Annotated in this window: 25 protein-coding genes, 1 tRNA gene and 1 pseudogene; 6 read left to right on the top strand and 21 right to left on the bottom strand. The window is 62.9% G+C overall.

The genetic code is table 11. The features are described 5' to 3' along the window. Positions 1-46 precede the first annotated feature (46 nt). The 7 genes from thrC to coxB form a co-directional block, all read right to left on the bottom strand. The gene (gene thrC / locus HYN69_RS06485) at positions 47-1432 is read right to left on the bottom strand and encodes a threonine synthase (protein ID WP_108437066.1); all 1386 of its coding nucleotides are present in this window, start codon (positions 1430-1432) and stop codon (positions 47-49) included. Between the two features lie 31 nt (positions 1433-1463). Further along, a complete protein-coding gene (locus HYN69_RS06480) occupies positions 1464-2144 on the bottom strand; it encodes an SURF1 family protein (protein ID WP_108437065.1) in 681 nt (226 codons plus the stop codon). A 121-nt stretch (positions 2145-2265) separates the two neighbouring features. Next, positions 2266-3066 (bottom strand): cytochrome c oxidase subunit 3, encoded by an 801-nt coding sequence (locus tag HYN69_RS06475; RefSeq protein WP_108435023.1) that lies wholly within the window; start codon positions 3064-3066, stop codon positions 2266-2268. A 24-nt stretch (positions 3067-3090) separates the two neighbouring features. Beyond that, positions 3091-3660: a cytochrome c oxidase assembly protein gene (locus HYN69_RS06470; RefSeq protein WP_108435022.1), complete on the bottom strand. Its 570-nt coding sequence runs from the start codon at positions 3658-3660 to the stop codon at positions 3091-3093. Continuing rightward, a complete protein-coding gene (locus HYN69_RS20960; protein ID WP_174213604.1) occupies positions 3660-3836 on the bottom strand; it encodes a hypothetical protein in 177 nt (58 codons plus the stop codon). The genes HYN69_RS06470 and HYN69_RS20960 overlap by 1 nt, the downstream gene beginning before the upstream one ends. Position 3837: 1 nt before the next feature. Continuing rightward, positions 3838-4770, bottom strand: a complete 933-nt coding sequence (gene cyoE, locus HYN69_RS06465; RefSeq protein WP_108435021.1) for a heme o synthase — start codon at positions 4768-4770, stop codon at positions 3838-3840. Between the two features lie 75 nt (positions 4771-4845). Continuing rightward, entirely contained in the window at positions 4846-5766 is a 921-nt protein-coding gene (gene coxB, locus HYN69_RS06460) for a cytochrome c oxidase subunit II (protein WP_108435020.1), read from the bottom strand. A 185-nt stretch (positions 5767-5951) separates the two neighbouring features. Between coxB and tldD the strand changes: the two genes are divergently transcribed. After that, a complete protein-coding gene (tldD, locus tag HYN69_RS06455; RefSeq protein ID WP_108435019.1) occupies positions 5952-7373 on the top strand; it encodes a metalloprotease TldD in 1422 nt (473 codons plus the stop codon). A 174-nt stretch (positions 7374-7547) separates the two neighbouring features. On the opposite strand, the gene HYN69_RS06450 is transcribed toward tldD, so the two are convergent. The 4 genes from HYN69_RS06450 to HYN69_RS06435 all read right to left on the bottom strand — a co-directional run bounded on the left by HYN69_RS06450 (position 7548) and on the right by HYN69_RS06435 (position 12261). Next, the gene (locus tag HYN69_RS06450) at positions 7548-8708 is read right to left on the bottom strand and encodes an MFS transporter (protein WP_108435018.1); all 1161 of its coding nucleotides are present in this window, start codon (positions 8706-8708) and stop codon (positions 7548-7550) included. Next, complete coding sequence (locus HYN69_RS06445) at positions 8705-10180, bottom strand: carboxypeptidase M32 (RefSeq protein ID WP_108435017.1); 1476 nt, start codon at positions 10178-10180, stop codon at positions 8705-8707. Before HYN69_RS06445 ends, HYN69_RS06450 begins: the two co-directional genes overlap by 4 nt. Continuing rightward, positions 10177-11331, bottom strand: coding sequence for a heme A synthase (gene ctaA / locus HYN69_RS06440; RefSeq protein WP_108435016.1), 1155 nt, complete (start codon positions 11329-11331; stop codon positions 10177-10179). The genes HYN69_RS06445 and ctaA overlap by 4 nt, the downstream gene beginning before the upstream one ends. 180 nt (positions 11332-11511) lie before the next feature. Beyond that, positions 11512-12261 (bottom strand): RNA methyltransferase, encoded by a 750-nt coding sequence (locus HYN69_RS06435; RefSeq protein ID WP_230426511.1) that lies wholly within the window; start codon positions 12259-12261, stop codon positions 11512-11514. A 129-nt stretch (positions 12262-12390) separates the two neighbouring features. On the opposite strand from HYN69_RS06435, the gene HYN69_RS06430 reads away from it, so the two are divergent. Beyond that, positions 12391-13008: a thiamine phosphate synthase gene (locus HYN69_RS06430; protein WP_108435015.1), complete on the top strand. Its 618-nt coding sequence runs from the start codon at positions 12391-12393 to the stop codon at positions 13006-13008. Between the two features lie 49 nt (positions 13009-13057). Here HYN69_RS06430 and HYN69_RS06425 read toward each other — a convergent pair whose 3' ends face one another. The 3 genes from HYN69_RS06425 to HYN69_RS06415 form a co-directional block, all read right to left on the bottom strand. Then, complete coding sequence (locus HYN69_RS06425; RefSeq protein ID WP_230426510.1) at positions 13058-13876, bottom strand: lysophospholipid acyltransferase family protein; 819 nt, start codon at positions 13874-13876, stop codon at positions 13058-13060. Further along, the gene (locus tag HYN69_RS06420) at positions 13873-14649 is read right to left on the bottom strand and encodes a GNAT family N-acetyltransferase (RefSeq protein ID WP_108435014.1); all 777 of its coding nucleotides are present in this window, start codon (positions 14647-14649) and stop codon (positions 13873-13875) included. Before HYN69_RS06420 ends, HYN69_RS06425 begins: the two co-directional genes overlap by 4 nt. A 176-nt stretch (positions 14650-14825) precedes the next feature. Beyond that, the gene (locus HYN69_RS06415; RefSeq protein WP_108435013.1) at positions 14826-15005 is read right to left on the bottom strand and encodes a DUF3553 domain-containing protein; all 180 of its coding nucleotides are present in this window, start codon (positions 15003-15005) and stop codon (positions 14826-14828) included. 29 nt (positions 15006-15034) lie between these two features. On the opposite strand from HYN69_RS06415, the gene HYN69_RS06410 reads away from it, so the two are divergent. Then, complete coding sequence (locus tag HYN69_RS06410) at positions 15035-15634, top strand: histidine phosphotransferase family protein (RefSeq protein ID WP_108435012.1); 600 nt, start codon at positions 15035-15037, stop codon at positions 15632-15634. Here HYN69_RS06410 and HYN69_RS06405 read toward each other — a convergent pair. The 7 genes and pseudogenes from HYN69_RS06405 to HYN69_RS06375 all read right to left on the bottom strand — a co-directional run bounded on the left by HYN69_RS06405 (position 15624) and on the right by HYN69_RS06375 (position 21855). Then, a complete protein-coding gene (locus HYN69_RS06405; protein ID WP_108435011.1) occupies positions 15624-16883 on the bottom strand; it encodes a glutamate-5-semialdehyde dehydrogenase in 1260 nt (419 codons plus the stop codon). The genes HYN69_RS06410 and HYN69_RS06405 overlap by 11 nt on opposite strands. Before the next feature lie 81 nt (positions 16884-16964). Then, entirely contained in the window at positions 16965-18089 is a 1125-nt protein-coding gene (gene proB / locus HYN69_RS06400; protein ID WP_108435010.1) for a glutamate 5-kinase, read from the bottom strand. After that, positions 18077-19099 carry a GTPase ObgE gene (gene obgE, locus HYN69_RS06395; protein ID WP_108435009.1) on the bottom strand — a complete coding sequence of 341 codons (1023 nt, stop codon included), beginning with the start codon at positions 19097-19099 and terminating at the stop codon, positions 18077-18079. Before obgE ends, proB begins: the two co-directional genes overlap by 13 nt. 159 nt (positions 19100-19258) lie before the next feature. Then, entirely contained in the window at positions 19259-19840 is a 582-nt protein-coding gene (locus tag HYN69_RS06390) for a GNAT family N-acetyltransferase (RefSeq protein WP_108435008.1), read from the bottom strand. A gap of 189 nt (positions 19841-20029) precedes the next feature. Next, positions 20030-20299, bottom strand: coding sequence for a 50S ribosomal protein L27 (gene rpmA, locus HYN69_RS06385; protein WP_108435007.1), 270 nt, complete (start codon positions 20297-20299; stop codon positions 20030-20032). A gap of 78 nt (positions 20300-20377) precedes the next feature. After that, positions 20378-20764 (bottom strand): annotated as a pseudogene (rplU, locus tag HYN69_RS06380) (50S ribosomal protein L21); the annotation flags it as partial. 200 nt (positions 20765-20964) lie between these two features. Continuing rightward, the gene (locus HYN69_RS06375) at positions 20965-21855 is read right to left on the bottom strand and encodes a hypothetical protein (RefSeq protein WP_159082377.1); all 891 of its coding nucleotides are present in this window, start codon (positions 21853-21855) and stop codon (positions 20965-20967) included. Between the two features lie 244 nt (positions 21856-22099). On the opposite strand from HYN69_RS06375, the gene HYN69_RS06370 reads away from it, so the two are divergent. The 3 genes from HYN69_RS06370 to HYN69_RS06360 all read left to right on the top strand — a co-directional run bounded on the left by HYN69_RS06370 (position 22100) and on the right by HYN69_RS06360 (position 24482). After that, positions 22100-22189, top strand: a tRNA-Ser gene (locus HYN69_RS06370). 130 nt (positions 22190-22319) lie between these two features. Beyond that, entirely contained in the window at positions 22320-23252 is a 933-nt protein-coding gene (locus HYN69_RS06365) for an IS5 family transposase (RefSeq protein WP_108435004.1), read from the top strand. A 294-nt stretch (positions 23253-23546) separates the two neighbouring features. Further along, positions 23547-24482: a glycosyltransferase family 2 protein gene (locus tag HYN69_RS06360; protein WP_216824662.1), complete on the top strand. Its 936-nt coding sequence runs from the start codon at positions 23547-23549 to the stop codon at positions 24480-24482. Positions 24483-24875: the final 393 nt, after the last annotated feature.

Below are 24875 nucleotides of genomic sequence, written 5' to 3'. Positions count from 1 at the left end.
TCGGTGACGATGCGAAACCCATTGGCAAGCGTGGTAATTCTCAGGCTCAACGCGCAGTCCTTTCGCGCACAACGGCCTGAAGCGCGGCCAGATCATTCGGAACGCGGGTCATCCGCTCGGGCCGGTCGAACAGATCGCCCATCCGCAGCGGCAGCGCCGGCCGCGCGCCCATCGCCGCCTCGACCGCATCGGGAAACTTCGCCGGATGCGCCGTGGCCAGCGTAATCATCGGGACAGCCCCTAGATGCTCCCCGGCAACCTTCACCCCCACGGCGGAATGCGGGCACAAGACCTCGCCCGTGGTTGCAAAAGCGTGGCGGATCGTGGCGATAGTCTCGTCCTCGGAACAGCGCCCCGAGGCAAAGGTGCCGCGCAGCATCTGCAAAGCGCCTTGGCTGATGGCAAAACCACCCGCCTTCAATTCGGCCATCAACTGCGACACGGCCCCGCCATCGCGCCCGTAGGCATCGAACAAAGCCCGCTCGAAATTGCTAGACACCTGAATGTCCATCGACGGGCTGATCGACGGCTTCACCCCGTCGGTCTTATAGGCCCCCGACCGCATCGCACGGTCCAGAATATCGTTATGGTTGGTCGCGATCACCAGTTGCTCGATGGGAAGCCCCATCTTGCGCGCGATGTAGCCTGCGAAGATGTCGCCGAAATTCCCCGTGGGCACCGTGAACGAAACCGCCCGCTCCGGCGCACCCAAAGACACCGCGCTGCTGAAATAATACACCACCTGCGCCAGCACCCGCGCCCAGTTGATGCTGTTCACCCCCGCCAGCCGCACCCCGTCACGGAATGCGAAATCGTTGAACATGTCCTTAACGCGGGCTTGGCAATCGTCGAAATCCCCGTCCATCGCCAGCGCATGGACATTCGCCTCGGAAGGCGTGGTCATCTGCCGCCGCTGCACGTCCGACACGCGGCCATGCGGGAACAGGATGAACAGATCGACATTGCTCAACCCCCGGAACGCCTCCATCGCCGCCGATCCGGTATCGCCGCTCGTGGCCCCCACGATGGTGATACGCTCGCCGGTCTTGGCCAGCGCCGCCTGCATCATCTGCCCGATCAGCTGCATGGCGAAATCCTTGAACGCCAAGGTCGGCCCGTGAAACAGCTCCAGCAGGAAATGGTTCGCCCCGAGCTGCACCAGCGGCGCCCGCGCGGCATGGCCAAAGCCGCTATAGGCCTTGGCGATCAACTCGCGGAATTCATCATCGCGGAAGGTGTCGCCCAGAAACGGCCGCATCACCCGGAACGCGATCTCCTCATAGGTCAACCCGGCCAGCGCCGCGATCTCGGCCTTGGCCATCACCGGCACGGTTTCGGGCACATAAAGCCCGCCGTCCCGCGCAAGGCCCGTCATCATCGCTTCGCCAAAGGTCAGAACCGGTGCTGCACCACGGGTCGAGATGTAATTCATCGTCATCAGCCTATAGCCTCGTTGTCACGGTTCAAACCGTCCGCTGCCTGATACGCCAGAGAAGATAGACTGTCATCCCCAGCCAGACCGCCGCCAGCGAAAACCACGTGATCGCATATTGCAGATGGTCATTGGGAATAGTCGAAGTATCGACCGCCATCGGCTCGATCGCGCCACCGGTTGGCGCGGCCGCGATAATAAACACCGGCTCGGTCCGCAGGCTCGCGGCAATCGCATCGGCGTCGCGGGCAAACCACAGCCCGGTCTTGGGGTCTGGCGGTGGCGTATAGCCATCCACCTCGTCGGGCCAATGCAGGTTTCCGACCACCTCGGCCTCTCCCGAAACCCGCGGCGCATCCCGCAGATCGTCGGTCACGAACCCACGGTCCACCAGCACCCGCCGCACACCGCCTGCGGCCCCGGTCTCGAACACCTCGACCACCCGCACCCCTGCGCCAATCTGCTTGCGGCTCACCAGCACATCGACATGCTCGCCCGTGAACCGCCCCTTCACCCGCACCGGCAGATAGCTGTCGCGCACACGGTCGACCGCTTCGGGCAGCCCGACCGGCGCCGCCACGATCCGCGCGTCGATGTCGGCCAGCACCGCCTCTTTCCACGACAGCCGCTGCATCTGCCAGACACCAAGCCCGATCAGAACCGCCGCCCCCGCCAAGCCGAACAGCAAAGGCACAATCATCCGGCGCAACATCGACATATCCCTTCCCCAACCGAAAAAGCGCGAGGCATCCGCCCCGCGCCCCTCATTTTCTGTCCGAAAAATATCCTGCGGGGGGTCCGGGGGGCGCAAAGCCCCCCGGCGTTTTCAGCCCTCACCGGCCCCAGACGTAGATCGAGGCGAACAGGAACAGCCAGACCACATCGACAAAGTGCCAGTACCAGGCCGCAGCCTCGAAACCGACATGCTTTTCTGGCGTGAAATGCCCCCGCGTCGCGCGGAAATAGCACACCAGCAGAAAGATCGTGCCGATAAAGACGTGGAACCCGTGAAAGCCCGTCGCCATGAAAAAGTTCGCGCCATAGATGTTGCCGGCAAAGCCAAAGGCCGCATGGCTGTATTCGTAGATCTGGAAACAGGTGAACAACACACCCAGTGCCACCGCCAGCAGCAAACCGTTCTTCAGGTCCTTGCGGTTGTTCTCGTGCACCAGCGCATGGTGCGCCCAAGTGGCCGCAGCCCCCGAACACAGCAGGATCAGCGTGTTGATCAGCGGCAGATGCCACGGATCGAAAGTCTCGATCCCCGCAGGTGGCCAGACCCCGTCGATGCCCGGGCTTTCCGGCCCCATCGGGTAAAGCGCGTGCTTGAAGAACGACCAGAACCATGCGGCAAAGAACATGACTTCCGACATGATGAACATGATGAAGCCATAGCGCAGCCCGATGCGGACCACCGGCGTATGGTCACCGACCTGGCTTTCGCTCACCACGTCCGACCACCAGGCGAACATCACGTAAAGCACCCCGGCAAAGCCGATCAGCGCCAGCCACGGCCCTTTGCCATGCATCCAAAGCGTCGCCCCGAACAGCATCAGAAAGGCCGAGACCGCAGCGATGAACGGCCAGATCGACGGCGGAAGAATGTGGTAGTCGTGGTTCTTGGCTTGTGCCATGTCCGGTTTCCCTCGCGTTTCTTGTCAGTTTACCGTCTCGCCCTCAGAGGCGGCAAGTGCTGCCTGCTCCTCGGTCAACGGTGTTTCGAAAAACGTGTAGGAAAGCGTTATTTCCTTCACGAATTGGCCCTCGGGGTCCTTCAGCATCTCGGGGTCCACGAAGAAGCTTACAGGCATTTCCACCCGCTCGCCCGGTTTCAGGACCTGCTCGGTAAAGCAGAAGCACTCGATCTTGTCGAAATAGCCACCCGCCGCATCGGGGGTGACGTTATAGGCAGCCGTTCCGGCAACCGTCCGCTTGGCGGTATTGACGGCCTCGTAAAACGCCAAGGCGTTCTCGCCGATCCGCACGGTCATTTCCCGCTGCATCGGCTTGAAGGTCCAGGGCATCCCCTTCTCGATCGAGGCATCGAAACGCACGATCACCGTCTGGTCCAATATCTCGTCCGGCGCAGCAGTGGCGACGCCTGTCGTTCCGGCAAACCCCGTCACGCGGCAAAACCATGAATAGAACGGCACGGCGGCAAAGGACAGCGACGCCATCAAAGCCACCACCCCCACCAGATAGAGCGCGGTCTTGTTCTGCTTATGCATCACTCGGACTGCCCCTGAATGGTGCCATCGGCGTTGTGCTTCATCTTGCCCTCTTCGGTGACCTTCACCACCGTCAGCGCAAACACCAGCGCGATGAACGCCGCCAACGACAGCCCCACCCCCAGGTTGCGCGAAAAGCGCCGCTTGTGGATCTCATGTTCCGGACGAAATGCCATCTTACCAGCCTCCCAGACCATAGGGCCGCAACGCCGCCTCGGCGAGGATCGCCCCGAAATGCAGGAACAAATAGTAAAGCGAGAAACGGAACACCGATTTCTCGACCGCGTATTTATCCGCTTCCGCCACCGCCTCGTCGCGGTGCCAGATGCGCCACGCGCCCCACAGGAACCAGCCGTTCAGCAACACCGAAGCCGCCAGATAGATCGGCCCGCCGATCCCGGTGAACGCAGCCCCCACCGCAACCGGCGCCAGCAGCACCGTGTAGACCCAGATATGTTTCCGCGTTGATTTGCGCCCATGCGTCACCGTCAGCATCGGCACGCCGGCGTTGGAATAATCTTCCTTCATGAACAGCGCCAGCGCCCAGAAATGCGGCGGCGTCCACATGAAGATCAGCGCGAACATCAACACCGCTTCCAGCGAAACCGACCCCGTCGCCGCGACCCACCCCACCATCGGAGGGAAAGCTCCCGCAGCCCCGCCGATCACGATGTTCTGCGGCGTCAAACGCTTGAGCCACATCGAATAGACCACCACGTAGAAAAAGATGGTGAACGCCAGCAGCCCCGCCGCCAGCCAGTTCGACGCCAGACCCAGCATCACGACCGATATGCCCGACAGCGCCATGCCCAGCCCCAGCGCCTCGCCCGCCGCAACCGTGCCCGCAGGCACCGGACGCTTGGCCGTGCGCTTCATCACCGCGTCGATATCGGCGTCCCACCACATGTTCAGCGCCCCCGAGGCACCCGCCCCCAGCGCGATGAACAGGATCGAGGCCAAGGCGACCACGGGGTTCACCGACACCGGCGCCACCAGCAGACCGACCAGCGCCGTGAACACCACAAGCGACATGACACGCGGCTTCAAAAGCTGCACAAAATCGCCAAAGCCCGCCTCTTTGGGCTGCTCGAAGGCGTGGATATCGCTCATCGTTCCGTTCCTTCAGGTTGGGAAAAGGCCCCGATCAACCGGGGCCATCCCATCACATCGCTTCGTCCAAAAGGCTCAGTTGCCAGCCGCAAGCTCGATCGGCTGGGCGGCGGCGATATCGGCCGCCGACAACGCCACGTCACCGGCCGCAGCCTTGGCGACCCACGCGTCATAGACCGGCTGCGACACGACCTTGACCGTGATCGGCATATAGGCGTGCATCTGGCCGCACAGTTCCGAGCACTGGCCGAAATAGATGCCTTCCTTTTCGGCCTTGAACCACAGATGCGCCAGACGTCCGGGAACGCCATCCTGCATCACGCCGAATGCCGGGATCTTCCACGAATGGATCACATCCGCCGCCGTGACCTGCATCACGACGATCTTGTTCACCGGCACGACGACCGCCGTATCGGTCGCAAGCAGGAACTGCTCTTTGCTGTAACCCGCATCGACCAGTTGCTTTTCGACATCCGGCGTCATCTGGTTCGTTCCACCGGTCGCGGGCGACCCGATCATGTAGCTGTCGAACGCAATGCCGTTGTCGGGATATTCATACGACCAGTACCACTGGTTCCCCGTCACCTTGATCGTGACATCGGCCACAGGAATTTCCTGCTGCTTGAACAGCACCGGCAGCGAGAATGCACCGATGAACACAAGGATCAGGATCGGCACGACCGTCCATGCGATTTCCAGCGGCGAGTTGTGCGTGAACTTCGCCGGAACCTTGTTCGCACGCCCGTTGTAGCGCAGGATCGCATAGACCAGCAGCGCGGTGACAAAGACCGTGATCACGGTGATGATGATCAAAAGCATATGGTCCAGACCCTGCAGGTCACGGGCCAATTCCGTCGCGGCGGGCTGAAAGCCCATCTTGTGCGTCAGCGGCTGACCCACAACCTCCAGCTCCTGTGCGGCGGCAGCCAGGGGCATCGCCCCGGCAAATCCGGCCAGACCGGCGGCAAATCCCTTTTGAATGGTCGAAAGACGCATGTTCGTTTCCCGTCACAGTGCGCGGCTTGGCCGCTGCTTCTTTCGGTCCCGCGTGACACCCGCAACAAGTACCACGCAGAATCCCGTTGTTTCCGGCCTGCTTGAAACCATATTAGAGGCAGCGCGACAAGCAAAACCGTTGCGGCAAAAGCGCGCCATTTGACACAGATCAAGGACAGCACCCCATGACCGATGCGCCCTTCCGGCCCTTCGAAACCCTTTTGGATGAAGGGGTTGCGCTGTCCATCCTGCGTCAGGCCACCGCCGGTGCCGACGACGGTGAACTCTTTCTCGAACGCAAAAGATCCGAAGGCATCGTGCTCGATGACGGCCGGATCAAGACCGCAGCCTATGACGCCTCCGAAGGCTACGGCCTGCGCGCCGTGCGGGGCGAGGTCGCAGGCTACGCCCATTCCACCGAAATCAGCGAAAAATCGCTGCGCCGCGCGTCGGAAACCGCCCGCCTTGCCGTCGGCGCCGGCGGCGGCACGCTTGCGCCCGCCCCCAAAGGCACCAACGTCAAACTCTACTCCGACGCCGACCCGATGGCCGACGCCTCCTTCGCAGGCAAACTCGATGTGCTGAAAGAAATCGACGCCTACGCCCGCGCGCTCGATCCCCGCGTGGTGCAAGTCTCGGCCACCCTCTCGGCCGGCTTGCAAGAGGTCGAAATCCTCCGCCCCGAAGGCACCCGCCTGACCGATATCCGCCCCATGGCCCGCCTGAACGTCTCGGTCATCGTCGAACATGCGGGCCGCCGCGAACAGGGCGGCATGGGCGGCGGCGGCCGCTTCGGCCTTGCCCGCCTGATCGAAGCCTCGCACTGGAAACCCATGGTTGACGAAGCCTTGCGCATCGCCCTCGTCAACCTCGACGCCGTCCCCGCCCCCGCTGGCATGATGGATGTCGTCCTCGGCCCCGGCTGGCCCGGCATCTTGCTGCACGAAGCGATCGGCCACGGGCTGGAAGGCGACTTCAACCGCAAGCAAACCTCGGCCTTCGCGGGCCTTCTGGGCCAGCGCATCGCCGCGCCGGGCGTGACCGTGCTGGATGACGGCACCATCCCCGACCGCCGCGGTTCCATCAGCGTCGATGACGAAGGCACCCCCTCGGCCAAAAACGTGCTGATCGAGGACGGCATCCTTGTGGGCTACATGCAAGACCGCCAGAACGCCCGCCTGATGGGTGTCGCCCCCACCGGCAACGGAAGGCGCGAAAGTTTCGCCCATATCCCCATGCCGCGCATGACCAACACCTACATGCTGGCAGGCAGCGACGACCCCGCCGCTATCCTTGCCGACCTGAAAGACGGCATCTATGCCGTGGGCTTCGGCGGCGGTCAGGTCGATATCACCAACGGCAAGTTCGTGTTCTCCTGCACCGAGGCTTACCGCGTCCAGAACGGCAAGATCATCGCCCCCGTCAAGGGCGCCACCCTGATCGGAGATGGCGCAACGGCGCTCAAACAGATCCGCGCCATCGGCAACGACCTCGCCCTTGACCCCGGCATCGGCAATTGCGGCAAGGCCGGCCAATGGGTGCCCGTGGGCGTGGGCCAACCCACCCTGATGATCGGCGGCCTGACCATCGGCGGCTCGGCCGCCTGACCGGCAGGGGGGCGCACCCGCGCCCCCCTGACCCCCGCGCGCGCCGCAAAACCCTTAACCGCTCCTTACCGGCCGAAAAAATCCGTATGCATCCCCTGTGCATCCGGTCTTTCCCCGATTTCCGGCCCTTTCCGGCAGGAACCGCACCAAAGCGTGCACATCCCGTGCATAGCCCTACGCATCCGCAGCCACAGCCCAGACCGCCCCCAAGGCTATGATAAAAGCCACGATTATCACCACTTCCGGTCCACCCGCCGCCAGCAATCCCGCCCCCAGCGGCGCAGAAACCCCCATCGCCACCAGTCCCGGTATCGCCATCAACCCCGCAGTAACCCCGTACCGCTCCTGCCCCAACCGCTCGGCCACCAGCACCGGCCGAAGGATGGTCAATATCCCCATCCCCGCCCCCTGCAGTATGGCAAAGCCAAAGGCGAGCACGTGCAACCCTGCCGAAAACCACAGGAAAACCGGCGCGGCGACAACAGCCGCCATCGTCACCCACAGCGCGAACCGGCTTCCCATGCGCCCGCCCGCCCCCATCAGGGCCAGCCGCCCGACCACCTGTGCAGGCCCCACCGTCGCCGCCGCAGCCACCCCGACTGCCGCCGCCAGACCCAACCCCTCGAACATCGGCCGCAGGTAGTTCATCAGCATCCAGTGGTTCAAATTCACCAACGAAAACAACAGCGCCAACCGCAGGAACGCCCGCTCCGTCACGATCCCCCGCCATGGCAGCACCAGCCGCGCCCGATCCCGAACCTCGTCCGGAACCGCCCGCGCCACCACTCTTGCCGCGAGGCCCTGCAGGGGCAGCACCAACCCCAACGCCACGAAAACCCCAACCCACACAGCCACTTGCCAGCCGAAATGCCCCGCCAGCCACGCCCCTGCCGGAAAGGCCAGCGTGCTTGCCAGACCCGCCACCAGCGTCACCTTGGTGATCGACTCCCGTGCCCCAGCCCCGTGCCGCCTGACCAGCAAGCCGAAACACACGTCATAAAGACACATCGCCTGCGAAACGCCCAATCCGGCCCATGCCACCAGATAGCCGACAGGGGTAACCCAGACCGCCAGCACCCCCAGCGCCAAGGCCCCCACGACCGGCCCGACTGTCAGCAAGGCCACCGCCTGCCCCCGATCCACCGCCCGCCCGCAAACAGGCGCAAGCACCGCAGACACCGCAATCGCAAGGGTCGGCCCCGCTGCAAGCACCCAATGCGGCCAGTCCAGCCCTTGCTGCCAATACAGGATCAGCGCCGCGAAAATATAGAAAAAACAGGCATATCCCAGCATCTGCGCTGCCGCCAGACACCAGACGGCAGCGCGTTCGCTCATAGCTGGTAGATCGCGCCGAATTTCGCTTCGAGGTAATCGAGAAGCGGCCCTTCGTCCGGCTCGAACCCGCAAGCCTCGGCAATCGTGTCCTTCGGCTCGCGCAGGCCGCCATGCCGCTGTAACCGCTCGCGCAGCCAACCTGTCGCGGGCGTCGCATCACCCTTGGCCAAGGCCGCGTCCAGATCGGGCACGTCTGCCCGCAGCGCACGGTGCAGGCATCCGGCGTAAACATTTCCAAGGCTATACGTGGGGAAATATCCGAACAGCCCAACCGACCAATGCACATCCTGCAACATGCCATGCGAAGGACGATCGACCGCCACACCGAAATCTGCAAGGAACCGCGCGTTCCACGCGTCTTCCAGATCCTTGACGGAAAGTGACCCGCCGATCAGGTCGCGCTCCAGATCGAAGCGCATCATGATATGCAGGTTATACTGCACCTCGTCGCTTTCGGTGCGGATATAACCCGGCGAAACACGGTTAACGGAAGCATAAAACTCATCCGCCGAGGTGATGCCAAACTCCCCGAACCGCTCGCGCATCTGGGTAAACATCCAGCCGGTAAAGGCACGGCTCCGGCCAAGCTGGTTCTCGTAGATCCGGCTCTGGCTTTCGTGCACCCCCATCGACACCCCCGCGCCAAGCGGCGTCAGACGGTAATCGCTGTCGATGCCAAGCTCGTAACAAGCGTGACCAACCTCATGGATTGTCGAGTAAAAACAGTTGAACGGGTCAGCCTCGGCCACCCGCGTGGTGATGCGCGCATCATCTCCCGACCCCGAACTGAAGGGGTGAACTGCAAGGTCCAGCCGCCCCCTCTCCCAGTCATATCCGAACGCAGTCGCCAGATCGCGCGCCATTCGCATCTGCGCATCCGCCCCGAACGACCCTTGCAGCGCCGCAGGCTGCTTTGCCGCCCCCAGCACCTTGGCCCGCAGCGCCACCAGCCGTGGCCGCATCCGGTCGAACATCGCCCCGATCCCCGCCGCCGTAGCACCGGGTTCGTAATCGTTCAGCAGCGCGTCATAGGCATCGCCGCCCGCCGCCAGACAGGCCGCCTCTTCCTGCCGCAACCGGATAACATCCTGCAATATTGGCAGAAATCCCGGCACATCCTCCTTGGCCCGCGCTTGCGCCCAGACCCCCTGAGCCACCGAAGTCACCCGCGCCAATTCCTGCGCCAGCCGTGCCGGAACTTTCACCGACCGCTCGTACGACCGCCGGATATGGCGCAACTGCGCCGCAGCCACCGCATCGGCAGGCTCGGCCTTTGCCAGCCATTCCCCCACCCGCGGATCGGTGCGCCGCGCATGTAGCACCCCCTCCATGGCCGACATCTCTTCCGACCGCTGCTCGGCAGCGCCCCGCGGCATCATCGTTTCCTGGTCCCAGCCAAGCCGCCCCGCCACCTGCCCCAGCGCCTCGGTCTCGCGCTGGAACGCCATCAACTCGTCGTAAGCAGTTGTCATTGCGTCCCTTTCCGGATCGAACCCGCAACAGGATATTGCGCCAGATGCCGCGCCCGGATGATCAGCACCCACAGGACAACCGCCCCGATCTGATGCGTAATCGCCACATGAACCTGCGCCGCCGTCAACGCGGCAAAGATGCCAAGTGCCACCTGCGCCACGAGCATCGCCAAGACCATATGACACGCAGCCCGTGTTATCCCATGCGGAGACTTCCGCCCCCGCAGCCACACGACCACACCGAAAGCGAACAAAAGATACCCGGACATGCGGTGAATGAACTGCACCAGCCCCGGATTTTCAAAGAAAGCCTGCCACCACATCCCATTGGGCACATAGAAAGCATCCGCCGGAAAGAACTGCCCGTTCATGTCGGGCCAAGTCGGAAAGGCCCGCCCGGCATCGATCCCCGCAACCAGCGCGCCAAGCAGAATTTGCAGGAACGCAAAGTGCATCAGCCCCGTCGTCATCCCGAACAGCTTGACCTCGCGCCCCCGCCGCGCCTGCATCAACTCGGCCTCCGACCGGCCGAGCAGGAACACATACCAGGCGATAAGCCCAAGGATGACAAAGGCAATCCCCAGATGCGTCGCCAAGCGGTATGACGCCACATCCACCATCTCGCCCTTCAACCCCGATGACACCATCCACCAGCCGATGGCCCCTTGCAACCCGCCCAGCGCACCCACGCCAAGCAGCCGCCCGGTCCATCCCGCAGGGATTTGCCGCGTCACCAGAAAGCCAACGAACCCGACCACCCAGACTAGCCCGATCACGCGGCCAAGCTGCCTGTGCCCCCATTCCCACCAGAAGATCGTCTTGAACTCGGAAAGCTCCATCCCCTTGTTCTGCAACTGGTATTCGGGGCTGGCCTGATACTTGGCGAACTCCACAGCCCAAGCCGCATCGTCCAGCGGCGGCAGCGCCCCTGTCACGGGCCGCCATTCGGTGATCGACAGCCCTGAATCCGTCAGCCGCGTCAAGCCACCCACCGCGATCATGCAGGCAACCAGCAGGAACAGCACCGCCAGCCACGCCCTGATGCCGCGCCGTGCGCCGGTTCCCCGCGCCCCGATCATCCCGCCCGCAGGCGCCGCCGGGACTGCTCCTCCCGCCCCGACATCCTCGAAAATGCTGCGTTTTCCGGCCATTCCCCGTCTCCCGTCTTTGTGCCGCAACGGTAGGCTTCCCCGCCCGCCGCTTCAAGGTACTGCGACACCAAAGCCCATCAAGGCCCCGTGCGCCCCCCCTCTACCCGCTTTCACACTTGCCCAAATATCCTCGGGGGTCCGGGGGTGGAAAACCCCCGGCGGCCAACCGAAAGCGCGGCCTCAGCCCTGCTTTTTCAACATAAAGGCGATCTGCCGCAGCATCCCGTGAAAGGTCTGCACCTCGGCCCGCGTCAGCCCCAGCCGGGCCCACATGTTGCGCAGATTCAGCTTCATGCCCTCGGCCTTGTCGGGCGGAAAGAAGAAGCCCGCCGCATCAAGCCGCTCCTCGAAATGGTCGCCCAGTTTCTCGACATCCACGCGCGACGCAAATTCGGTGCGCGCCAACCCCATCACCTCGGGGGCCACCGCTTCCGTCTGCCGCCGCCATTCATACCCCATCAGCAAAGCACATTGAGCCAGATTCAAAGACGGAAATTCGGGGTTCACCGGCACGGTCACGATGGCATTTGCCAGTGCCACATCCTCGTTCTCCAGCCCCGCGCGTTCCGGCCCGAACAGCACGCCGACGCGCTTGCCCTCCGCCGCCATCGCCCGCGCCATCTCCATCGCGCGCTCGGGTGTCACCACCGGCTTGACCAGCTCGCGCCCCCGTGCGGTGGTGGCAAAGACATAGTCGCAATCCGCAATCGCCGCCTGAACGTCGGGAAACAGCCCCGCATTGTCCAGCAATCGCCCCGCACCCGAGGCCATGGCCACCGCCTTGGGGTTCGGCCAGCCGTCCCGCGGATCGACGATCCGCATCCGCTCGAGGCCGAAATTCAGCATCGCCCGCGCCGCAGCCCCGATGTTCTCGCCCATCTGCGGGCGGACAAGGATGAAACTCGGTGCAATCATCTCCGGTGCGGCCATCGGTCCCTCCCTATGGGCAAAGTCTCGTCCCCGCGATACGCGCCCCGCCATTGCAGGGCAAGCACCCTCGGCCATGGTCAACCCCGCAAACATAGGCTAATGCGATGAAAACGCCGACCGGAGCGCATCATGGCCGATCAAGACCGTCCGCAAATCTATCTCGTCACCCCGCCCGAATTCGACCTCGACACCTTTCCCGACCGTCTTGCCGCCGTGCTCGACGGGGCCGAGATCGCCTGCCTGCGCCTCGCTCTGGCGACCAAGGATGAAGACCGCGTGCTTCGCGCCGCCGACGCCCTACGCCAGACCTGCCACGCCCGCGATGTCGCCATCATCATCGAACGCCACGTCCTCCTCGTCGACCGCCTCGGCCTCGACGGCGTGCACCTGACCGATGGCGCCCGCTCGCTCCGCAAGGTCCGCAAGGACCTGCCCGATGCGATCATCGGCGCCCATTGCGGCGCGACCCGCCACGAAGGCATCACCGCTGCCGAACAGGGCACCGATTACGTCGCCTTCGGCCCCGTCGGCGCCACCCCGCTGGGCGATGGCAGTCTGGCAGACTGGGACCTGTTCGAATGGTGGTCCGAAATGATCGAGGTTCCGGTCGTTGCCGAAGGTGCCCTGACCGCCGAACTCGTCGAAAAATTCGGTCCCGTCACCGATTTCTTCGCCTTGGGCGAAGAAATCTGGAACACCGACGCGCCGCTCTCAACCCTCAAGTCCCTGCTTGCTCCGCTGGGCTGAACCCAACGCCACAGTCGCGGCCTGAATTTTCGCAGAAAATTCGTGCCGACTAAAGCACCAGCGCAGCGCGCACGGCCGCCTCGCAATGGGCGGCCAGCGCCTTGCGGTCAGGAAAGTCCTCGACCGCGGCCGCTTTGTGAAACACCACCTCGACCCGCCCCTGCCGGCCTTGCATCAACACCCGCAGGAAATGGCCGCCAAATGTCATGTCCGCCCACCAGCCATAGAACCGCGAGTCCTGTCCCCGGGGTGCATGATAGACCAGCGTCACCGGCTGGATCTGCATCACCTCGTCCAGCCCATGGGTGTAGAACGCCGCGAAAAGCGTTGATTTGAAAGGCAGAACCCGAACGCCATCGGTGCTGGTCCCTTCGGGAAAGAACGCAAGCCTGTGACCCGCCCGCAGCCTGTCCTCGAACAATCGCTGCTGCACCTTGGCTTCGCGCCCCTTCCTCGCAATGAAAACGGTGCCCGTCGCCCGTGCCAGCCAACCGATGCCCGCCCAGCCCGCCACTTCGGATTTCGCCACGAAATAGACCTGCGCCGCTGCGTTCAACGCGAAGATATCCATCCACGACGCATGGTTCGCCACCATCGCCCCGCGCCCCTGCATAGGCTCTCCCCGCACCGTCACCGGCAAGCGCAGGATCACAAAGGCCGCCTTGCAGACGAATTGCGTGATATGCGGCGTCCACGGCCGGTCCAGCCCGAACAGAGGCCGCTCGACCAGCCGCACCAACAGCAAAACCACCAGACCGCCATAGGTCACCAGACCCAAGGCCAGCCCGCGCCACAGCGCACGTCCCCAGCCCGCCACGCCGGCCCTCGCATAGACCATCTCCTCGGCCTTCCACCCCTCGCCGCTCATGCGCGGCCCTTGGTGTAAAAGCCGCGATGTCGCTCGGACATCCGGCCCGTATCCATCACCAGACAGACATCGGTTGTATTGAAGGCATGGTCGATCCACGCGCCCTCTCCCACGAAACCGCCCAGCCGCAGATAGGCCTTTATCAGCGCCGGAGTGGCCGCCATCGCCGCCTTGCGGTCCAGCGCCGCGACCGGCAGCAGGTCCATCGGCTGGCACCCCTCGCGGGCCTGCACCCGCAAGCCTTCGGGGGCCAGATGGTGATGATGCAGATAGGCCAGCGATTGCGTCAGCGCCGCAATGTCGGTGCCATGGAAGCTCGCCGCCCCGAACAGGATCTCGATATCCCGCTCGAGCACATAATCGGCCAGTGCGTTCCACAGATGATACATCGCCGTCCCGCCGCGATGATCGGGATGCACGCACGACCGCCCCAGTTCCAGCAGCTTGCGCCCGCTTTGCCGCAAGGGCTGCAGATCGAACTCGCTTTCGGAATAGAAACGCTCGCCCGGACCCAGCCGGTCCGACGGCAACAACCGGTAAGCGCCCACCACATCGTCAAGCTGGTCCGCATCGCGCCGCTGGTCGATCAGCAATAGATGGTCGAAGACCGGATCGAACGCGTCCCGCTCCAGCCGCCCGTCATGGTCGACCATAGGCCCCGATGCGCCCAGCTCCTCGACGAAGACCGTGTATCGCAAGCGCTGCGCCGCCCGCAGGTCGCGCGCATCGCGGGCGAGCCGCAGCGTAAAGATCGACGCATCAACGCCCGTCATTGCCCATCCCGTCGGGCCAGCCATCCACTCCACGCCCTACGGCGCTTACTTATGGTCTGCCTGCCCGCTGTGCAACGCCATCCCGCTGCGCGACCCTGCGCCATTCTCGCCATAGTCGGGCAAAAGCCATGCCCATTGGCAACCATCGGTTGCATTAAGTGCGAAAATTCACAAGATCATCGAGGAAGATCGAAGACGATCACCAGTTCAACCCGGTTCCCGTCAACCACCACCTTGCCCGCATGTTCGAAATTCACCGTAACGCGCCCGCCGATATTGGACTGCACCTGCCCCAACCCCCAGTCGGGTTGCGACGGATGGCGCACGAACATGCCCGGTTCCAGCAAGGACATCATCGTTTCACCCCTCCCCTGTGTAGGCCTGTATGACCGATCCAGCCCAGCAACTTGCAGCACTCGTCGGCTCGCGCCTGTGCCATGACCTTATCAGCCCGATCGGGGCGATCGGCAACGGCGTAGAATTGATGGCGCTCGACCCGCGCCCGAAACCGGCCGAAATCGCGCTTCTGGCCGATAGCGTGGCTTCGGCCAATGCAAGGCTGCGCTTCTTCCGCATCGCCTTCGGCGTGGCGACACAGGGACAGTCGACCAGCCGGATAGAAATCGTGCCGCTGCTCGGCGATCTTTACCGCACGGGCCGGATCGCGGTCGACTGGACCAGTCCGGTCGATCTGTCACGCGCCGAAGTAAAGCTCGCATTCCTGTTGATCCTCTGCGCCGAACACGCGATCCCGACGGGCGGCAACATCAAGGTGGTCCATGACGACAACGGATGGCACATCACGGCCGCATCGCCGCGTCTGCGTCACGACAGCGCCTTGTGGTCGCTGCTCGATACCCCTTTCGGCGGCCCCGAGGTCGAACCCGCGCAGGTCCAGTTTCCGCTCGCAGGGCTGATGCTCGACCATCTCGCGCGCCGCGTCACGGTCGATGTGGCGCTGACAAACCTGACGATCAGCTTCTGACCGTTCCGTCGCCGGTGACCAGATATTTGAAGCTGGTCAACTGCTCGGCCCCCACCGGCCCGCGCGCATGCAGCTTGCCGGTAGCGATGCCGATCTCACCCCCCATCCCGAACTCGCCCCCGTCAGCGAACTGGGTCGAGGCATTCCGCATCAAGATCGCGCTGTCCAGCCGTTCAAAGAAACGGGCCGCGGTCGCGTCGTTTTCGGTCAGGATCGCCTCGGTGTGGCTCGACCCGTAGCGCCGGATATGGGCAATCGCCTCGTCCACCCCGTCGACAAGCTTTGCCGCGATGATCTTGTCGAGGAATTCGCGCCCGAAATCATCGGCCGCCGCCTGCACCGTTCCGGGCACCTTCAGCAACTCGCCCGTCGTGCGCACCTCGACACCGGCGGCCAGCAGATCCTCTATCAGCACCGCACCGTGCCTGGTATAAAACTGCCAATCGATCAGCAGACACTCGGCCGCCCCGCAAATCCCGGTCCGCCGCGTCTTCGCGTTCAGCACCACGGCCCGCGCCTTGGCCAGATCGGCATCGCGGTCGGCGTAAACATGGCAGATGCCTTCCAGATGGGCAAAGACCGGCACCCGCGCCTCGGCCTGCACAAGGCCGACCAGCCCCTTGCCACCACGCGGCACGATCACATCGATGTAGTGCACAGCCCGCAGCATCGCCTCGACCATGGCGCGATCACGCGTCGGAACCAACTGGATCGCCGCTTCCGGCAGGTTCGCCTCGCGCAGCCCCTGTACCATGCAGTCATGGATCGCTTCCGACGAATGGAAGCTCTCGCTCCCGCCGCGCAGGATCACGGCATTGCCCGCCTTCAGACACAAGGCCCCCGCATCGGCCGTGACGTTCGGGCGGCTTTCATAGATCACCCCGATCACGCCGAGCGGCGTTGCGACCCGCTGGATATGCAATCCCGACGGCATGTCCCATTCCGCCAGCACCCGCCCCACCGGATCGCGCTGTTCGGCAACCGACCGCAACCCGTCGACGATGGCGCGGACACGCCCTTCATCCAGCCGCAAACGGTCGAGCATCGCCGGCGACAGCCCCTTCTTTTCGGCAAAATCCATGTCCAGCACATTGCCATCCAGTATCTCTTGCCGCCGCGCCCAGACCGCATGCGCCGCGCTGGTCAGCGCCGCCGCCTTCCGCTCGGATGATGCATAAGCCAGTTCCGCAGCAGCAGCCCGCGCCTTGGCCCCGATATCGGCCATCATGCCCGAAAAAGTTCCATCCATGGCCCGCGCCTTCCGCATTTTCTGTCCAAAAATATCCCACGGGGGTGCGGGGGTGTGAAACCCCCGCTTGGCCGTCGGCAGCTAGATCACCATGTCATCGCGATGGATCAGCGCGGCCCGCCCGGCATAGCCGAGGATGCCCTCGATCTCGCCCGATTTATGCCCTGCGATCCGCTTCGCCTCATCCGCGGTATAGCGGATCAGGCCCTTGCCCAATCCCGCCCCGTCAGGCCCGACAATCGCCACCGGCTCGCCGCGCCCGAAATTCCCCGAAACCGCGCGCACCCCTGCCGGAAGCAGCGATTTTCCGGCGCGCAGGGCGGTCACCGCGCCGGCATCCACCGTTACTTCTCCGCGCGGCTTCATCGCATTGATCCAGCGCTTGCGCGCCACCTGCGGATCGGCTCCGGCCACGAACCATGTCCGCGCCGCCCCCTCGGCCAGTGCCTTCAAGGGGCGCAGCACAGACCCCTCCATGATCGCCATGGCACAGCCGCCGGCCACGGCGGTCTTGGCCGCCATCACCTTGGTCTTCATTCCGCCCTTGGATAGGCCCGAAATCGGATCACCCGCCATCGCCTCCAACTCGGGCGTGATGGTCTCGACCAGATCGAAGCGCTGCGCGGTCGGGTCTTCCTTCGGGTTGGCCGAATAGAACCCGTCTACATCCGACAAAAGGATCAACTGGTCCGCACCCACTGTCACCGCAATCTGCGCGGCCAGCCGGTCGTTATCGCCAAAGCGTATCTCGTCGGTCGCCACCGTGTCATTCTCGTTCACAATGGGCACCACGCCCAGCCCCAGAAGGGTTTCCATCGTCGCGCGGCTGTTCAGATAGCGCCGCCGGTCGGTCGTATCCTCCAGCGTGACCAGCACCTGCCCCGTGGTGATGCCATGCGGTGCCAGCACCTCCTCATAGGCCCGGGCCAGCCGGATCTGCCCGACCGCCGCCGCCGCCTGCGACTGTTCCAGCGTCAAGGCCCCGTCCGGCAGCCCCAGCACCCGCCGCCCCAGCGCGATGGACCCGGACGATACCAGAACCACATCCGTCCCGCGCAGCTTGACCTCGGCCACATCCAGCGCCAAGGCCGATAGCCATCCCTGCTTCAGTCCCTGCTTGCCCACCAGAAGTGCGGACCCGATCTTGACGACCAGCCGCTTGGCATTTCGGATGTCAGGCGCACAAAGCGCGCTCAGGGCTGCCAAGGCACATGCTCCACTTCGGGGGCGGCCCCCTGTATCTCGCCATAGATCGCCCGCAGCACATCCTGCAAACCGGTCTGGGCCACACCCGAAATCACATGCACTTTGCCGCCCGAGGCTTTTTCCAGGGCCTTCCTGCGGGTGGTGATGGTTTTCTGGTCAAGCGCATCGCATTTGTTCAGCGCCACCACGCGGCGCTTGTCGCCCAGAATGTCGGAATAGGCCTCAAGCTCGGTCACGATGGTGCGGTAATCCTTGGTGATCGTGCTCGACGTGCCGTCAACCAGATGCAGCAGCACCTTGCAGCGTTCGACATGCGCCAGAAACTGCATGCCAAGGCCGCGCCCCTCGCTTGCGCCCTCGATCAGGCCCGGAATATCGGCCATCACGAATTCACGCCCGTCAACGCCCACGACGCCAAGGTTCGGCACCAGCGTGGTGAACGGATAGTCGGCAATCTTCGGCCGCGCATTCGACACGGCAGCAAGGAAAGTCGACTTCCCCGCATTCGGTAACCCCACCAGCCCCGCATCGGCGATCAGCTTCAATCGTAACCATATCGTGCGCTCGACCCCCTCTTGCCCCGGATTGGCCCGCCCCGGCGCGCGGTTGGTCGACGATTTGAAATAGAGGTTCCCGAACCCGCCGTTACCTCCCTTGGCCAAAAGCACACGCTGGCCGACCCGCGTCAGGTCGGCAATCACCGTCTCTTCATCCTCGTCGAGGATTTCGGTCCCCAAAGGCACCTTCATGACGATGTCATCGCCGGTCTTGCCGGTGCGCTGGCTGCCCATGCCGGGCTGGCCATTCTTGGCAAAGAAATGCTGCTGGTAGCGATAATCGATCAGCGTGTTCAGCCCGTCGACCGCCTCGGCCCAGACCGACCCGCCATTGCCACCATCGCCGCCATCCGGCCCACCGAATTCGACGAACTTCTCACGCCGGAAGCTCACGCATCCGCCCCCGCCGCCACCCGAGCGGATATAGACTTTGGCAAGGTCGAGGAACTTCATGGCGTCAGGCTTTCAACAGGGTCAGACACAGCCGATAGATCACAATGCCCCAAGGCTCAAGCCTTGCGGTATCGAACCGGAGAATCTCTCCCGTTCATCTCGGCACAAAATACTCGGCGGGGGTGCGGGGGTGCAAAACCCCCGCTCCGACAGGGCCGCTCAATCCAGCTTGCAGATATAGGTCCAGGTCGGCACCCGCGCGTTGCGTGCGACCGAGAAGGTCTCGGCATCGCCAAGATAGACGAAGCCAGCATTCGTCAGCACCCGCGCCGATCCGGGGTTGTCCTGAAACACCTCGGCAAAGATCGTCCGGTTGCCTTGCGGATTGGCACCGACAAGCGCCCGCACGGCATCCGACGCGAAACCCGCGTTCCAGAAGGCGGGCGCGACCCAGTAGCCGATCTCGGATTGCTTGCGATCCCACTTCGTCTCGTCCATGCGCTTCAGGCTTATGACGCCCAGCACCTCGGCCAGACCGCTGGCCGATCCGTCGAGCACCCAGACATCCTCGTCATTCTTGCCCGACATCGCACGGGTGACGAAAGCCTCGGCCGCTCCGGGTGGCAAGGGATGCGGGATCGAGCGCGTCGCTTCCGCCACGCGGCGATCCCCGGAATACATCGCGAAAAGCCCAGCGTCCGACCGCCGTACCGGACGCAGCACGAAGCGCCCCGCCGGGATAAAGGCCGCAGCCCCGCGCAGCGGGCTGTTGGTGTTCGCCGTCAAATCCACTGTCGTCATGGCTTCCCTCCTGTCGAAGCGCATGTCGGGGGCCCGAGACCCCCTTCAAACCTTACGGACCGGCACCAGAAAATCTGACACCTGCATCCACCTCTTTTCCGCCAAGCCCCTCCGCATGCCGAAAAAAACGAGCGGGGGACCGGCCTTTCGGCCGATCCCCCTTTTACAAACCGATTGTAAAGGTTCGGCTTACTCGGCTGCCTCCGCGACGGGCAGAACCGAAATAAAGGTGCGGCCTTTCAGGCCTTTCTTGAACGCCACGCGGCCTTCGGTCACGGCAAAGATCGTGTGATCCACGCCCATGCCGACGCCCTGACCGGGGAAATAGGTCGTGCCGCGCTGGCGGACGATGATATTGCCCGGAATGGCAGCCTGACCGCCATAGAGCTTCACGCCGAGACGGCGACCGGCCGAGTCGCGGCCGTTGCGGGATGAACCGCCTGCTTTCTTGTGTGCCATGAGTGATTACTCCGTAGCAGCAGCGGCCTTGGCGGCACGCTTCGGTTTCGCGGAAGCTTCTGCCACGACGGGGGCAGCAGCGGCGGAATTGTGCACGGCGCGGCGCGCGATGGCCGTGCCAACGGCAGCGGCGACGCCCGACGTGTCGGCGCCCGAAGCCAGGACTTCGGTCACGCGCAGCAGCGTCAGTTGCTGGCGGTGGCCTTTGGTGCGCTGCGACGAGTGCTTACGACGGCGCTTGACGAAGTGGATCGTCTTGACGCCCTTGATCTGGTCGATGACCTCGGCCACGACGCCAGCACCGGCAACGGTGGGCACGCCAACGGTGACGGTTTCGCCGCCGACCATCAGGATTTCGTTGAACTGCACCTTGTCACCGGCATTGGCATCCAGCTTTTCAACGCGCAGAACGTCACCCGCCTGCACCTTGTACTGCTTGCCACCGGTCTTGAGGACCGCAAACATGGTCTTTCCTTCACTTTGCTCCGCGTCCTGTGGCCCCTTGCGGAGTTTTGGGGTCTCCCCCGCCTCGGACAGCGCGCCCCGCTTGAGGCGTCATTGAAAATAGGATCAAGGCGAGACTCGCGCCTCGCCAGGATGCGGGCTTATCGGCAAATCGCTTATCCGAGTCAAGCGCCAAAGGGGCCGCCGCCCCCTTGGACGGTTCAGATATCCTGCCCGTTCATCTGCAGCGCCGCCGCTGCGCCCAAGGCCTCCGAAATCGGCACGAAAACGGCGTCGAACGCCACAAACAGCGCAGAGTTCAGCACCTGCCCGGCAGGGGACGCCGAAAACTCGACGTATTGCCGCAATTCGTCATCCGTCAACGACGAATAGGCAAGGCCCAGATAAGGGTAAACCCACTCCTCGGTCTGGTTACGGATATCCGGCTCTTGTCCCCAAACGTCCGAAAGGATTTCCCCTTCGTCCATTTCCCCCGCAAACGCGCCAGTTCCCGCCATGCCGTGATAAAAGGCGAGGTTCGAATTCAACGCCCCCATGACATTCGATTCGATCAGGTCGTTCACTTCGGCAAAGCGGCGCAAAAGATCGGCCCGTTCCCCGCCCCCGGCCTGCAGATCGCCCCAGGCCAATCGCGCCGCCGCCTCGGTCTCCTCGTCGAGCAAGGCCCGCCGCGCCTCGAGTTCAAGCATAAGTACCCGCTGCCCGAGGGACGACGCAAAGAATGCCTCAGCCTTCGTCGCATCGGCTGTCTTGCCGGCCAACTGCTCTGTCAGCTTCGCGGCAAAGACCGACTTCATCCTGGCCGCACTGTAGATGCCCGCCACAGTCGCCTTCCAGGATGCGCCACCCGCATCGGGAAACATCTCGTCCTCGATGGACACGCCGTAATCCACCCCTTCGCTGCGGAGGACATCGATCACATCGTCGATCTGCATGGTGCCGATCAACTTGGCCACGGCCCCCTGATCCTCGGCCGAAACAGCAGCCTGTCCGACAGAGGTTTCTGCAAGCAGCACAGAGGGCACCAAGAAGCCAAGGCAAGCCACAAGCGCAGGCGACAAAAGAGCCAGGCGGGGCAGGAAGTGGGTCATAATCGCTCCGGACCAAAGGGACATATCTGTGGCATGGTGGCGGGACATCCCGGCCTTCCGATAGCTATGCTGCCCGAATGGCGTTGCCAAGTCAGGCCTTTCGCAGCGCCCGCCAAGCGGCAAGACCCCGCCTTCGTCCGGCTCCGTGCCGGGGCCGCAAGAATCCCGCAATCGTCGCCGCTTTGGGACTTGCATGCCCCGAAAGACCCCGTTACATCCCCGCCCCAGACGACCCCCTAAGCGCGGAGAGGTGGCGGAGTGGTCGATCGCGCCGGTCTCGAAAACCGGAGTGGGTGCAAGCCCACCGTGGGTTCGAATCCCACCCTCTCCGCCATTAGCAACTAGTTTCACTGAATAAGATCACCGATTTGGCGTCTTACCCATCGTTAAACCCGTCAACCGGCTCTGTTGCACAAATCCTGTCAGGGATTCATCTCGTGAATCCAGCGTGATAGCTGGAGGCCATGAGCAGACCGAACACACCGACCTACAAGACGCTGAACTGGCCCGCGTATAACAAGGCGCTCAAGCGTCGCGGATCGCTGGCGATCTGGTTCGATCCTGAGATGGTTTGGGCGGCGAAGCCCACCGGCAAGCGCGGGCGACAGCCCGTCTACAGCGACGCCGCCGTCCAGACCTGCCTGACGATAGAGGTGCTGTTCGGCTTGGCGCTGCGGCAAACGACCGGGTTCATGGAGAGCCTGCTTTGCCTTATCGGTCTGGATTGGGATGTGCCCGACTTCAGCACCCTGAGCCGTCGCCAGACGACCCTTGCCGTCAACATTCCGCATCGGGGGTCGCAGGGTCCGCTGCATCTTTTGATCGACAGCACCGGGATCAAGGTGGAGGGTGAAGGCGAGTGGAACGCGCGCAAGCATGGCGGTCCCAAGCGCCGCGTCTGGCGCAAGATTCACATCGGGATCGATGAGCAAACGTTGGAGATCAGGGCGGTTGAGGTCACCAGCAGCGACACAGGCGACGCGCCCATGTTGCCGGAGTTGCTCTGCCAGATCCCTCCCGATCAGCAGATCGCAAGCGTCACAGCCGACGGGGCCTACGACACGCGCAAGTGCCACGACGCCATCGCCGAACGCGGGGCCCATGCCGTGATCACGCCCCGCAAGAACGCCAAGCCGTGGAAGGCGATCACGGCAGGCGCGGTCGCGCGCAACGAAGCACTGCGGGCATCGAAATACCTGGGCCGTGCGCTCTGGCGACGATGGAGCGGATATCACCGCCGAAGCCGCACAGAAACGAAAATGCACTGCGTCAAACTCCTGGGTCAAAGCCTCATGGCGCGGGACTTCGACCGCCAGGTCGCGGAGCTCCAGATTCGTGTTGCCGTGCTGAACGGCTACACCGCGCTCGGCATCCCCGTCACGAAAGTCGCAGGATAGCTCTGTCCGGGGACAGGGGAAGTCCGGACGCCAGCCAATTTGTGCAACAGAGCCGATGCGACCCGTTAAAAACGGGGCATTACCACCATACTTTCTGGTCGGACTACTGTCGAATGGGTGATATTGCTCACTTTCGTACTATTTACTAACGCCCGCCCCAAGAGTAGTTCATGATGTGTAGCGGTCGTACCCAACTGGAGTAAGCCAGAATAGTTTTCTGAATGCTACTCTTGCGCGCGCGTCACTTCCGTTAATTCTTGTGTAGCAAGTTAATTTTAATTTACTGTCGGGTTCATGGAATGGTCAGAATCTGCATTCAGTCCATATGCAGAGATCAGAAAATTTGAGTTCTTTATGCACGTACCCACAATCGCGACGCTAACTGCAATTCCGCCAAGATTCCATGGGTTGATGCCGACGCTAAATTCCCTGTTGGGTCAGACATTGCCGTTTGATGAGATTCGCCTCTACATACCGCTAGAATATCGCCGGTTTCCGCAGTGGGACGGGGTAGTACCGGAGGTCCCGGAGGGAGTGACAATTACACGTTGCCCCAAAGACTTTGGCCCTGCGACAAAAGTTCTTCCTGCTGCTAAGGCGCTGCGTGGCCGTAACGTGGACCTGTTATTCTGCGATGACGACAAGATCTATGATTTCAACTGGCATAAACGCTTCAAGAACTGCGCAGCTTTGAAACCTGGAACTTGCATTGTTGAAGCAGGTGAAACCTTTCCGGATATAGCGGACGGCGCGCGACCAGCCAATCGTCTACCTCGTGGGCGGCGCGAGCGGAAAAACTGGCTATACAGGTTGAAACGTTTAGCTAGCCTTGGCCTTCACAAACCCCATACATATCGTAATAGCGGGTATGTCGACCAAATCTCGGGCTACGGAGGTGTCTTAGTGCGCCCAGATTGGTTTGACGATTGCGCCTTCGATATTCCAGACGTTATGTGGACCGTCGATGACCCATGGTTATCTGGGCATCTTGAATTGATTGGCATACCGATTTGGCTAAACGGAAGCGGAAAACAGCCGAGGGCGTCAAGCGTGGGTGAACTCAACGCACTACTTAAGTTTGAAGAGCTGGGCCAAGGTCGGATTGCAGCTGATTTGATGGTGATTGAGTATTTTCGAATGACCTATGGCATCTGGCAGATCGGTGGGCAAGCCGAGAAAGATTTCGGGCGGATGACCGCATCTATGAAGGCTTTGTTGCGCAGAGCCTGATTTTGGTAGGTCTTTATTATGATTTATCGGCGGCATGGTTATTGTGGGGCGCGCTTACCGTAAATTCAACTGGTGCAGTGGCGCAGGCACTTTTGAGCATCCGTGACGCCCAAAAGCTGCGAGCTTGCACGCAGACTGCGTGCGATGCTTTGCAAACCTTTGCGACCGCTACACCTGCAACCCCAAGCGTTATCGGCGAGAACATCACTCGCATATGGATAAATTGTGTTACAACGCCCACATATAAAAGACGTCTCAGTGATTGCGCCAAATTTCAATCGTCGACTTTCGGGCGTGACATCAACGATTGTACGGTTGGTCCCAAGACAGGCAGCGCAAATGCCTATCGTTTCAGTTGGCCTAGGCCTTCCTGCAAACTTGCCTCAGATATCA

The sequence above is a fragment of the Gemmobacter aquarius genome (assembly GCF_003060865.1).
Lineage (GTDB): Bacteria > Pseudomonadota > Alphaproteobacteria > Rhodobacterales > Rhodobacteraceae > Paragemmobacter > Paragemmobacter aquarius.
Note: the sequence above shows the minus strand (reverse complement) of the source record. Positions and strands in the feature narration are given on the sequence as shown.

What these genes read in the sequence shown, in the direction of transcription:
- ctaA (WP_108435016.1), bottom strand. Translation starts at nt 11,331, where the DNA reads ATGGCCGGAAAACGCAGCATTTTCGAGGATGTCGGGGCGGGAGGAGCA.
- HYN69_RS06435 (WP_230426511.1), bottom strand. Translation starts at nt 12,261, where the DNA reads ATGGCCGCACCGGAGATGATTGCACCGAGTTTCATCCTTGTCCGCCCG.
- obgE (WP_108435009.1), bottom strand. Translation starts at nt 19,099, where the DNA reads ATGAAGTTCCTCGACCTTGCCAAAGTCTATATCCGCTCGGGTGGCGGC.
- HYN69_RS06425 (WP_230426510.1), bottom strand. Translation starts at nt 13,876, where the DNA reads ATGAGCGGCGAGGGGTGGAAGGCCGAGGAGATGGTCTATGCGAGGGCC.
- HYN69_RS06480 (WP_108437065.1), bottom strand. Translation starts at nt 2,144, where the DNA reads ATGTTGCGCCGGATGATTGTGCCTTTGCTGTTCGGCTTGGCGGGGGCG.
- HYN69_RS06420 (WP_108435014.1), bottom strand. Translation starts at nt 14,649, where the DNA reads ATGACGGGCGTTGATGCGTCGATCTTTACGCTGCGGCTCGCCCGCGAT.
- HYN69_RS06390 (WP_108435008.1), bottom strand. Translation starts at nt 19,840, where the DNA reads ATGACGACAGTGGATTTGACGGCGAACACCAACAGCCCGCTGCGCGGG.
- rpmA (WP_108435007.1), bottom strand. Translation starts at nt 20,299, where the DNA reads ATGGCACACAAGAAAGCAGGCGGTTCATCCCGCAACGGCCGCGACTCG.
- HYN69_RS06445 (WP_108435017.1), bottom strand. Translation starts at nt 10,180, where the DNA reads ATGACAACTGCTTACGACGAGTTGATGGCGTTCCAGCGCGAGACCGAG.
- thrC (WP_108437066.1), bottom strand. Translation starts at nt 1,432, where the DNA reads ATGAATTACATCTCGACCCGTGGTGCAGCACCGGTTCTGACCTTTGGC.
- HYN69_RS20960 (WP_174213604.1), bottom strand. Translation starts at nt 3,836, where the DNA reads ATGGCATTTCGTCCGGAACATGAGATCCACAAGCGGCGCTTTTCGCGC.
- HYN69_RS06405 (WP_108435011.1), bottom strand. Translation starts at nt 16,883, where the DNA reads ATGGATGGAACTTTTTCGGGCATGATGGCCGATATCGGGGCCAAGGCG.
- tldD (WP_108435019.1), top strand. Translation starts at nt 5,952, where the DNA reads ATGACCGATGCGCCCTTCCGGCCCTTCGAAACCCTTTTGGATGAAGGG.
- cyoE (WP_108435021.1), bottom strand. Translation starts at nt 4,770, where the DNA reads ATGAGCGATATCCACGCCTTCGAGCAGCCCAAAGAGGCGGGCTTTGGC.
- HYN69_RS06360 (WP_216824662.1), top strand. Translation starts at nt 23,547, where the DNA reads ATGGAATGGTCAGAATCTGCATTCAGTCCATATGCAGAGATCAGAAAA.
- HYN69_RS06375 (WP_159082377.1), bottom strand. Translation starts at nt 21,855, where the DNA reads ATGACCCACTTCCTGCCCCGCCTGGCTCTTTTGTCGCCTGCGCTTGTG.
- HYN69_RS06450 (WP_108435018.1), bottom strand. Translation starts at nt 8,708, where the DNA reads ATGAGCGAACGCGCTGCCGTCTGGTGTCTGGCGGCAGCGCAGATGCTG.
- coxB (WP_108435020.1), bottom strand. Translation starts at nt 5,766, where the DNA reads ATGCGTCTTTCGACCATTCAAAAGGGATTTGCCGCCGGTCTGGCCGGA.
- HYN69_RS06470 (WP_108435022.1), bottom strand. Translation starts at nt 3,660, where the DNA reads ATGCATAAGCAGAACAAGACCGCGCTCTATCTGGTGGGGGTGGTGGCT.
- HYN69_RS06410 (WP_108435012.1), top strand. Translation starts at nt 15,035, where the DNA reads ATGACCGATCCAGCCCAGCAACTTGCAGCACTCGTCGGCTCGCGCCTG.
- HYN69_RS06365 (WP_108435004.1), top strand. Translation starts at nt 22,320, where the DNA reads ATGAGCAGACCGAACACACCGACCTACAAGACGCTGAACTGGCCCGCG.
- HYN69_RS06430 (WP_108435015.1), top strand. Translation starts at nt 12,391, where the DNA reads ATGGCCGATCAAGACCGTCCGCAAATCTATCTCGTCACCCCGCCCGAA.
- HYN69_RS06415 (WP_108435013.1), bottom strand. Translation starts at nt 15,005, where the DNA reads ATGATGTCCTTGCTGGAACCGGGCATGTTCGTGCGCCATCCGTCGCAA.
- HYN69_RS06475 (WP_108435023.1), bottom strand. Translation starts at nt 3,066, where the DNA reads ATGGCACAAGCCAAGAACCACGACTACCACATTCTTCCGCCGTCGATC.